This window comes from Testudinibacter sp. 'clade 2', from assembly GCF_006227735.1.
GTDB lineage: Bacteria > Pseudomonadota > Gammaproteobacteria > Enterobacterales > Pasteurellaceae > Chelonobacter.
On record NZ_VDHB01000018.1, the window covers coordinates 40606 to 50125 of the forward strand.

9 protein-coding genes are annotated in these 9520 nt (G+C 44.0%); 6 read left to right on the top strand and 3 right to left on the bottom strand.

What is annotated here, in order from left to right; translation table 11 throughout:
• Nucleotides 1–44: 44 nt before the first annotated feature.
• Both ulaG and ulaR read right to left on the bottom strand, forming a co-directional pair.
• Nucleotides 45–1112: an L-ascorbate 6-phosphate lactonase gene (ulaG, locus tag FHQ30_RS02460; protein WP_139611359.1), complete on the bottom strand. Its 1068-nt coding sequence runs from the start codon at nt 1110–1112 to the stop codon at nt 45–47.
• Between the two features lie 71 nt (nt 1113–1183).
• A complete protein-coding gene (gene ulaR / locus FHQ30_RS02465) occupies nt 1184–1945 on the bottom strand; it encodes an HTH-type transcriptional regulator UlaR (protein ID WP_139611358.1) in 762 nt (253 codons plus the stop codon).
• Nucleotides 1946–2309: 364 nt separating this feature from the next.
• On the opposite strand from ulaR, the gene FHQ30_RS02470 reads away from it, so the two are divergent.
• From FHQ30_RS02470 to FHQ30_RS02490, 5 genes are all read left to right on the top strand, one after another.
• Nucleotides 2310–4106, top strand: a complete 1797-nt coding sequence (locus FHQ30_RS02470) for a PTS ascorbate-specific subunit IIBC (protein WP_139611357.1) — start codon at nt 2310–2312, stop codon at nt 4104–4106.
• A 63-nt stretch (nt 4107–4169) separates the two neighbouring features.
• Entirely contained in the window at nt 4170–4640 is a 471-nt protein-coding gene (locus tag FHQ30_RS02475; protein ID WP_139609648.1) for a PTS sugar transporter subunit IIA, read from the top strand.
• Between the two features lie 23 nt (nt 4641–4663).
• Nucleotides 4664–5314, top strand: a complete 651-nt coding sequence (locus tag FHQ30_RS02480) for a 3-keto-L-gulonate-6-phosphate decarboxylase UlaD (RefSeq protein ID WP_139611356.1) — start codon at nt 4664–4666, stop codon at nt 5312–5314.
• A 167-nt stretch (nt 5315–5481) separates the two neighbouring features.
• A complete protein-coding gene (locus FHQ30_RS02485; RefSeq protein ID WP_132966569.1) occupies nt 5482–5673 on the top strand; it encodes a DUF5397 family protein in 192 nt (63 codons plus the stop codon).
• Between the two features lie 4 nt (nt 5674–5677).
• Nucleotides 5678–5956: a virulence factor gene (locus tag FHQ30_RS02490; protein WP_139611355.1), complete on the top strand. Its 279-nt coding sequence runs from the start codon at nt 5678–5680 to the stop codon at nt 5954–5956.
• An 83-nt stretch (nt 5957–6039) separates the two neighbouring features.
• Here FHQ30_RS02490 and msrA read toward each other — a convergent pair whose 3' ends face one another.
• Nucleotides 6040–6573, bottom strand: a complete 534-nt coding sequence (gene msrA, locus FHQ30_RS02495) for a peptide-methionine (S)-S-oxide reductase MsrA (RefSeq protein ID WP_267963822.1) — start codon at nt 6571–6573, stop codon at nt 6040–6042.
• A gap of 294 nt (nt 6574–6867) precedes the next feature.
• Here msrA and topA point away from each other — a divergent pair, with 294 nt between their 5' ends.
• Nucleotides 6868–9474, top strand: coding sequence for a type I DNA topoisomerase (gene topA / locus FHQ30_RS02500; RefSeq protein ID WP_139611353.1), 2607 nt, complete (start codon nt 6868–6870; stop codon nt 9472–9474).
• Nucleotides 9475–9520: the final 46 nt, after the last annotated feature.

A 9520-nucleotide genomic window follows, 5' to 3' on the forward strand; every position in this document is an offset into this window, starting at 1 on the left:
TAAAAAGGGCTGTGTCGCCACAACCCTTGTAAGATTCCTTTCAATTACAGGAACGATTTGTACGGTAATTCCGGTTCATCGATAAAGATGTCTTCAAAGCCACGATAGTGTTGGAAATAGATTTTATCTTTGTCGGTCGGGAAGGTGTATTTGCCACCGACTTGCCAGAAGAACGGGTGGAATTGATAGCCTAACCGCTCTTTCTTCATATTCCACAATACTTCGATTTCACGCGGATCACTTTGGAAATTTGACCAGATATCATGGTGAATCGGCACCACGACTTGGGTATTCAAACACTCGGCAGCGCGTAAAATATCGGAAGAGGTCATTTTGTCGGTCACGCCACGTGGGTTTTCACCGTATGACATAAAGGCAACATCAATTTTATGCTCGTTACCGTGTTTGGCGTAGTAGTTGGAGTAGTGTGAGTCACCGGAATGGTAGATATTTCCGCCACTGGTTTGGAATAGGTAGTTGACGGCTCTATCGTCCATACCATCTAAAATCGCTTTATCAGTCGAGGATTCGCCTGCCGGTAAGGTGACAAGTGCGGTGCGGTCAAAAGCGTCCAACACTTTGATTTTGACATCGCCAACTTCGATTTCATCGCCGACTTTAGCAGTAATGCAACGATCTGCCGGCACGCCCCACTTTTGCCACAACTCAACACAGGCTTTCGGACCGATAAATTTAACTTTCTCGTCACAGTTTTGTAGAACGGCGGCGGCAACATTCGGGTCGATGTGGTCAGCGTGATCGTGGGTTGCCATCACAGCATCAATTTGTTTAATCGCAAAAGGATCCAGCACAAACACGGAGGTTCTCAAGTTTGGCTGCAAGTTACGTACACCACCCATCCGCATCATTTGGTGTTGTTTGTTCATCAATGGATTTTTACCGCTGCGTTTTCCGGTTCCACACCAGAAATCCACCGAAATATTGGTATTGCCGGCGGTTTTAAACCAAATTCCGGTGCAGCCTAACCACCACATTGATACTGTGCCAGCTTGCACTTGCTCTTGCTCAATCTGCTCATTAAGCCAAGTTCCCCACTCCGGAAAGGTGCTTAAAATCCAAGATTCACGTGTAATTTCATCAACTTTACTCATAATATTTACCTTTATTTTGGTTAACAAATTTGATTGATCACAACGTTATTGCAAGAGAGCTAACCGCACTTTTAGACTAAAATCACGTCTACACCTTTTTCTTTCAAGGCGGCGACTACTTTCGGATTGGCGTCCTTTCCTGTAATAACGATATCCAACTGTTCTGCGGTTGCAAAAATGGTACCGATTCGTCCGCCGACTTTCGAGCTATCAACTAACGCGACCAGCTTGTTGACGTGTTTTACCATTTTTTGTTCAACCATAGCGGACAACAGATCCACTTTGAACAACCCCTCTTCACTTAAGCCACTGCCGCTGGTAAACATGTAGTGCCCGGCATAAAACGCATCACTGGTTTGGTCGGTGCTTAGAAAAAGATTTTTTTCTTTATAAAACTGTCCGCCCAAGACCACTAAATTATCGTGGTTCTGTTCAATCAGGTAGTTCAGCAATGGAAAGTAGTTGGTAATGACCTGTACCGGTTTTCCATTGATCTCTTGTCCCAGTAAAAACGCGGTGGAACCGCAGTTAATCACAATACTCTCGCCGTTTTTACACAATTCAGCGGCTTTTTTAGCAATTTTGCTTTTTTCGTCATAGTTAGAGGTTTGATGAATATTCATCGGCGACCAAGTAGTGCTTTTGTTACTTTCCTCTGCAACATAAGCACCATTACGGACTTTTTTCAGCTTTCCTTGCGTATCCAACTTGGTAATATCGCGGCGTGCCGTTGCCGGAGACACCGAGAAACCATTGACGATTTCATTGATCGTTAACGAACCTTGCCGATGCAACAGCTCTAAAATTGCATTTTGTCTTTTTAGTTCCGTCATATTAACCTCACATATGAGCATAATGTGATTGAAATTAACTATACCAATCATTTCTATGATTATCAATGATTATTTGTCAAAAGTAATCATTGATTGCTTTATTTCAATTAACACTATGATAAATAATAATAAAGTAAATTTTTGATTTTTGTTTAGATATTTTTAATGTTATAAAATTATTAAAATAAGCGATTTGGATCACAAAAAATCAAAATTAATCTTTATTTCTTCATGAATGATGACTTATTATGATTGTCGAATCAGGGGAGATGAGGTTGTACAATCAAATGCCCTGACAAACCAAGGAAAGTCATCAGATGTAATCAATCAACCCCGATCATTATGGAATCGATGGAGTCGAATTATGGAAACACTATATAATATATTTTATATTTTCTATAGCCAAGTTATGACAAAAGCCCCTTTATTGCTGGGTTTAGTTACGTGTATTGGCTATATTCTTCTGCGCAAAGACACAACCACCGTTTTAAAAGGTACAATTAAGACGATTGTCGGTTTTATGTTGGTGCAAGTGGGGGCTTCTACACTGGTAAGTGGATTCAAACCCGTGATTGAAAAATTATCAGAGTATCACCATTTGACCGGTTCGGTGATTGATCCCTACACCAGTATGATGGCAACGATGGAAACCATGGGGGATAACTACTCTTGGGTTGGTTATGCGGTGTTGATGGCGTTGGCACTGAATATTCTGTTGGTCGTGTTCCGTCGCTTTACCGGTATTCGCACCATCATGCTGACCGGGCATATTATGTTCCAACAAGCGGGTTTGGTTGCGGTATTCTATATGGTGTTGGGCGCATCAATGTGGGAAACCATCATCTATACTTCGATTCTGATGGCGCTGTACTGGTCGATTTCTTCCAACATTATGTATAAAGCAACTCAAGCGGTCACTGGCGGGGCTGGATTTTCCATCGGTCACCAACAGCAGTTTGCCTCTTGGATTGCGACTAAAATTGCACCGAAATTGGGTGATAAAAACGATTCGGTCGATCATTTAAAATTGCCAAAATGGCTGCATATTTTCCACGATAGCATTTCTGCTACTGCGATTGTGATGACGGTATTCTTCGGTATCATTTTGCTTTCGTTCGGATTGACTAATTTACAGGAGATGGCAGGCAAAACGCATTGGACTATCTATATTCTTGAAACCGGGTTGAAATTTGCGGTGGCGATTCAAGTGATTGTCGCCGGGGTGCGGATGTTTGTGGCAGAGTTGTCGGAAGCGTTTAAAGGGGTTTCCGAGCGTATTATTCCCAATGCAGTGTTGGCGATTGACTGTGCTGCGATTTATGCGTATTCGCCAAATGCGATGGTGTTCGGCTTTATGTGGGGTGCAATCGGACAATTTGTGGCAGTGATTGGGTTGCTGCTGTTCAGCTCGCCGATTATGATCATTCCTGGGTTTATCCCAATGTTCTTCTCCAATGCCACCATCGGCGTATTTGCTAACCATTTTGGTGGTTGGAAATCGGTGATGAAAATCTGTTTTGTAATGGGGATTATTGAAGTGCTGGGTTCTGCTTGGGCGATTCAAATTTTCGCTGACAATGGCACGGCTTTCAACGGCTGGATGGGCATGGCAGACTGGGCGCTGGTATTCCCACCAATTTTGCAAGGTATCAACAGTATTCCATTCTTCTTCTTTGCGATTTTAGGGGTTTCTTTTGTGTATATGGCATACGCCTCTAAAAAATTGCGTGCTGATGAAGCCGCAGCACTTGCCGCAGGCAAAACCTTGGATCAAATGGACGGTTATGGTATCGATGACTCAGGCAGTGATGACAACAACAGTAACAATAGCAATAATAGCAGCAACGAACTAGGAAGTATCAAACCGGTCAGAGTATTGGCGGTTTGTGGAAACGGACAGGGATCGTCCATGATGATGAAAATGAAAATCGGCGCTTACTTAGACAAAAAAGGGATTCCGAACAGCATGGATTCTTGCGCAATTTCTGATTATAAATCGAAAATTGACAGCACTGATATCATCGTCTCTTCCAAACATCTGGCAGGTGAGATGCAAGTCCCTAACGGAAAATATATTCTGGGCGTGCAAAATATGTTGAATCCAAACTCTTTTGGTGAAGAATTGATTGCTATCATTGAACAGAATTTTAAAACAAAATAAACTGGCTATCGGCATGACGAATTCGTCATGCCTGATTTTACAAAAGGAAGATAGAGGAAGGCTATGAACTTAAAACAATCACTCATCGATAATGATTCAATTAAGTTGAATCAGCAGGCGACAGATTGGCAGGCAGCGATTAAAATCGGTACTGATATGCTGGTGAAGTCCGGCGCAGTCGAAGTGCGGTATCATAATGCTATTGTGGACAGTATCAAAAAATTAGGCCCTTATATTATTTTAGCGCCGGGCTTGGCAATGCCACATGCCAGACCGGAAGATGGTGTGAATAAAACCGCCTTTGCACTGGTGACACTCAGCACCCCGGTCACTTTCGAGGGTGAAGAAACACCGGTCGATGTGTTGATTACTTTGGCAGGCAGCGATTCGAATCAGCATATGCAGGGATTAATGGAGATTACCCAAATACTGGAAGATGAAGAGAGCGAAAGTGGTGTGGATTTGGAGAAAATTAAAGCCTGCCAGACAAAAGAAGAGATCTATCAAGTTATTGATCAAGCGTTGAATAAATAAATGTAAAGTAAACAGGAGAAATTATGACAACCAAACCTTTATTGCAAATTGCATTGGATTCTTTGGATTTAACAACCGCAGTTGAAACCGCTGATAATGTAGCGGGCTATGTAGATATTATTGAAGTCGGCACGATTTTAGCGTTTGCCGAAGGCATGAGTGCGGTCAGCACCTTAAGAAAAAATCACCCGAAACATATTTTGGTATGTGATATGAAAACCACCGATGGGGGGGCGATTCTAGCCAGAATGGCATTTGAAGCCGGCGCTGACTGGATCACCGTCTCCGCTGCCGCCCATATTGCCACCATTGGTGCTTGCAAGAAAGTGGCTGACGAATTCAAGCGTGAAATTCAAATCGAATTATACGGCAACTGGACGCTGCAAGATGCACAAAAATGGGTTGATCTCGGCATTCGCCAAGCGATTTATCACCGCTCGCGTGATGCAGAACTGGCTGGCGTGGGCTGGACTGAGGAAGATCTGGTGAAAATGCAACAACTGTCTGATTTGGGGCTGGAGCTTTCGATCACCGGTGGCATTGTGCCGGAAGATATCCACCTGTTTGCCGGCATTCGCAACGCAAAAGCCTTCATCGCTGGCCGTGCTTTAGTTGGTGAAAAAGGCAAAGCCACAGCAGAAGCGATTAGAGCGGAAATTGCGAAATATTGGTAATGGCTTAATATACTAAGTGAAATAATAAAAGACACTAGCTTCAAACCTGCTGCGAATAACAGCAGGTTTTTTATACTTCCGTCAGTTTATATTTAAATTGTAGACTTTACATCGACCAATAACGTTGTAAAATTCATCTAAGGTCGTTTTGACTAAAGGAGAGGGTAATGGAAAATACAGCACAAATCCCAGTTGGTGCGATTAAAACCTTTGGTGTTTATGGCATTCCATATCAGGTTGGTGAGCAAGCCCAAGTATTACCGGACGGAGATATTTTAGTTAATATCACGCTGATCGAAAGTGGTGAGCAAGAGATTTATAAATTATCCAAATTATTGGAAGATCCTGAGGCGAAATAGTTTCATGTATGCAATTTCATTTGATTTAGTTGTCGCAGATACTGAAAAAAACCATTCTAAAGGCGTGGCTCAGGCTTACTTTGATATTGGTAGCACCCTAAGAAAATTTGGATTTGAACGGGTTCAAGGAAGTCTATATATCAATTCAGATGAAAATATGGCAAATTTATTTCAAGCAATGAGCGCACTCAAAATGATGGAATGGTTTCCTGATTCGGTTCGTGATATTCGAGCTTTCAGAATTGAGCAATGGTCGGATTTCACGCCAGTTGTTAAAAGCTAATACCAGTTGTTAAAAGCTAATAAAAGTGCAGAAGTTAATTTTCTGCACATCACAATTTTTTCTGCATAACAAATACTCATCAGCTACAAATCTATTTTCCATAACTCAGCAAATTTGACTTTAGCCTTTAAATATTTAGGCGCAACCACCATGCTGCAATAGCCGGTGTTGGGGTTTTGTAGGAAGTAGCCTTGATGGTAGGCTTCTGCCGGATAAAATGTTGTGACAGGGCTGATTTTCGTCACAATTGGGGCGCTAAAGTGCGGTTGCAGCTCGATGATGGTTTGTTCGGCAAGCTGTTTTTGCTGATCGTTCAAATAAAAAATTTCGCTGCGATATTGCGTGCCGACATCGTTACCTTGACGGTTCAGCTCGGTAGGATTGTGAATTGCGAAGAAAATATCCAACAGCGTTTGGTAGCTTATCTGCTGTGGATCAAACTCGATTTTTACCGCTTCGGCGTGTCCGGTGTCGCTATCACAAACCTGACGATAGCTTGGGTCGGCGAGGTGTCCGCCGATATAGCCTGAAACCGCACTTTGCACCCCTTGCATTTGGTTATATACCGCTTCGATACACCAAAAGCATCCGCCGGCAAAAATCGCTGTTTGCATCATCTTTCCTTATTCATAACCCGAGGGTTGGTTGATGTTTGTTTATATTTTGCGTGAAAGTGCGGTAGCGCACAAGCAAAAAATCGGGCGATTAAAAACTAAAGCCTTGCAGAATTGTACTGTTTGGCGGAAAAGCTATTGTAATCCCCTGCAAACCTTGATATTGTCAGCGCATTTTATGATGTCTTGATGTTAATTTTGATTAACGGGCACGCTGATTGGAACACGCTGATTGTGAAGCTGCAAAGTGCGGTCAGACAACATTGAAAAGTATTAACGTATAAGAATAGGAAGAAAATGAGTAAATCATTAGTGATTGTCGAGTCCCCGGCAAAAGCCAAAACAATCAATAAATATCTAGGCAAAGATTATGTGGTGAAGTCCAGTGTCGGACATATTCGTGATTTGCCGACAGCCGGTTCTGCAACCGGTGAAAAACGCAAGGCGGTTTCGACCAAAGGCATGAGCGTGGAAGAAAAAGCAGCATTGAAAGCTGAACGTGACCAAGAAGCGTTGGTGAAACGCATGGGCATCGATCCTTATCACGGTTGGAAAGCCAATTACCAGATTCTGCCGGGTAAGGAAAAAGTGGTTGCGGAGCTGAAATCACTGGCAAAAAAAGCGGAACATATCTATCTGGCAACCGACTTGGATAGAGAGGGAGAGGCGATTGCTTGGCATTTGCGTGAAGTGATTGGTGGTGATGATGCCCGCTATAGCCGCGTGGTGTTTAATGAAATTACCAAAAATGCGATCAAAAATGCGTTTGAAAAACCGGAACAGCTGAATTTAGATCGAGTCAACGCCCAACAGACTCGCCGTTTTTTGGATCGCGTGGTCGGCTTTATGGTCTCCCCGCTGCTGTGGAAAAAAGTGGCGCGTGGGCTCTCCGCCGGGCGAGTGCAATCGGTGGCGGTGAAACTGCTGGTTGAACGCGAAAGAGAGATCAAATCGTTTGATCCGAAAGAGTTTTGGGAAGTGGCGGTTGACACCTTGACCCAACAGCAACAAGGTATTCGCTTAGATGTCACTCAATTTAACGGCAAAAAGTTTGAACCGGTCAACCAACAGCAAGCCGATGTGGCGGTTGCGGCCTTGCAAAAAGCCGACTACATTGTCAGTAGCTTAGAGACCAAACCGACCAGTTCAAAAGCGAAAGCGCCGTTTATCACCTCAACTTTACAACAGGCTGCCAGCACGCGCTTAGGTTTTGGCGTGAAAAAAACCATGATGATGGCACAACGCCTGTATGAAGCCGGTTATATCACTTATATGCGTACCGACTCCACCAATTTGAGCCAAGATGCGTTGAATATGGCTCGCAGCTATATTGAAAAGCAGTTCGGCAAACAATATTTGCCGCAACAGCCAAATTTTTATTCCAGCAAGGACAATGCACAAGAGGCGCATGAAGCGATTCGTCCGTCAGATGTGGCGGTGAAAGATAAAGATCTAAACGGCATGGATAAAGATGCGGTGCGGTTGTACGACTTGATTTGGCGCCAATTCTTGGCATGTCAAATGCCGCCGGCACAATATGATTCAACCACACTCAGCGTGCAAGCCGGGGAGTACGAGCTGAAAACCAAAGGGCGGATTTTGCGCTTTGACGGTTGGACCAAAGTACTGCCGATTATGGGTAAAAGTGCAGAAGATCAGGTATTGCCGCAAGTGGCGGTCAATGAAAAATTGAATTTGAGCCAAGTCATTCCACAGCAACACTTCACTAAACCACCGGCACGTTACACCGAAGCGGCATTGGTGCGTGAATTGGAAAAACGCGGCATCGGGCGACCTTCGACCTATGCTTCGATTATTTCTACGATTCAAGATCGTGGTTATGTGCGGGTTGAAAACCGCCGCTTTTATGCCGAGAAAATGGGCGAGATCGTCACTGATCGTTTGAATCAGTCGTTCAGTGAACTGATGAGCTATGATTTTACCGCCAATATGGAAGATTCGTTGGATCAAATTGCCAACGGCAACGCCAATTGGAAAACTGAGTTAAATCAATTTTTTAGTGATTTTTCACAAAAGTTGTCTAATGCTGAATTGGACGAACTTGAAGGCGGGATGACCCCGAACAGTCTGGTCGAAACTGAAATCAAATGTCCGACATGTGGGCGCAATATGGCGATTCGCACCGCCAGCACCGGCGTATTTTTAGGCTGCACCGGCTATGCGTTGCCGCCGAAAGAGCGCTGCAAAACCACGATTAATCTGATTCCGGAAGCAGAATTGTTGAATGTTTTGGACGATGATTCGGAAACCGATGCCTTGCGCAAACGCAAACGCTGCCCGAAATGCCACACCGCAATGGACAGCTATCTGATTGACGGGCAGCGTAAATTGCACATTTGCGGTAACAACCCAAATTGTGACGGCTATCTGATCGAGCAGGGCGAATATAAAATCAAGGGGTATGACGGTCCGGTGGTCGAATGTGACAAGTGCGGTGCGGAGATGCACCTGAAACTGGGTCGCTTCGGCAAATATATGGGCTGCACCAATTGCAGTAATACCCGCAAAATTTTGAAAAACGGCGAAGTGGCGCCGCCAAAAGAGGATCCGGTGGCTTTCCCTGAGCTGCCGTGTGAAAAATCCGATGCCTATTTTGTGCTGCGTGATGGCGCCAGTGGCGTCTTTATGTCGGCACATAATTTCCCGAAATCCCGTGAAACTCGCGCCCCTTATGTTGAGGAACTGGTACGATTCAAAGAGCGGTTACCGGAAAAATTCCACTATTTAACTGAAGCGCCAACTGTTGACTCAGAAGGAAATAAAACGATAGTACGTTTCAGCCGCAAGGAAAAACGTCAGTATGTGACGTCTGAAAAAGACGGCAAAGCGACTAAGTGGATAGCCGATTATCTTAACGGACAGTGGATCGAGCGAAAGAAATAGCCAAACGCGAGAAAAAAGCATATCTTTACAAAACAAAACAAAACAA

Excerpts from the sequence above, each read along its gene's own strand:
- ulaG (WP_139611359.1), bottom strand. The coding sequence starts at position 1,112 with ATGAGTAAAGTTGATGAAATTACACGTGAATCTTGGATTTTAAGCACC.
- ulaR (WP_139611358.1), bottom strand. The coding sequence starts at position 1,945 with ATGACGGAACTAAAAAGACAAAATGCAATTTTAGAGCTGTTGCATCGG.
- FHQ30_RS02470 (WP_139611357.1), top strand. The coding sequence starts at position 2,310 with ATGGAAACACTATATAATATATTTTATATTTTCTATAGCCAAGTTATG.
- FHQ30_RS02475 (WP_139609648.1), top strand. The coding sequence starts at position 4,170 with ATGAACTTAAAACAATCACTCATCGATAATGATTCAATTAAGTTGAAT.
- FHQ30_RS02480 (WP_139611356.1), top strand. The coding sequence starts at position 4,664 with ATGACAACCAAACCTTTATTGCAAATTGCATTGGATTCTTTGGATTTA.
- FHQ30_RS02485 (WP_132966569.1), top strand. The coding sequence starts at position 5,482 with ATGGAAAATACAGCACAAATCCCAGTTGGTGCGATTAAAACCTTTGGT.
- FHQ30_RS02490 (WP_139611355.1), top strand. The coding sequence starts at position 5,678 with ATGTATGCAATTTCATTTGATTTAGTTGTCGCAGATACTGAAAAAAAC.
- msrA (WP_267963822.1), bottom strand. The coding sequence starts at position 6,573 with ATGATGCAAACAGCGATTTTTGCCGGCGGATGCTTTTGGTGTATCGAA.
- topA (WP_139611353.1), top strand. The coding sequence starts at position 6,868 with ATGAGTAAATCATTAGTGATTGTCGAGTCCCCGGCAAAAGCCAAAACA.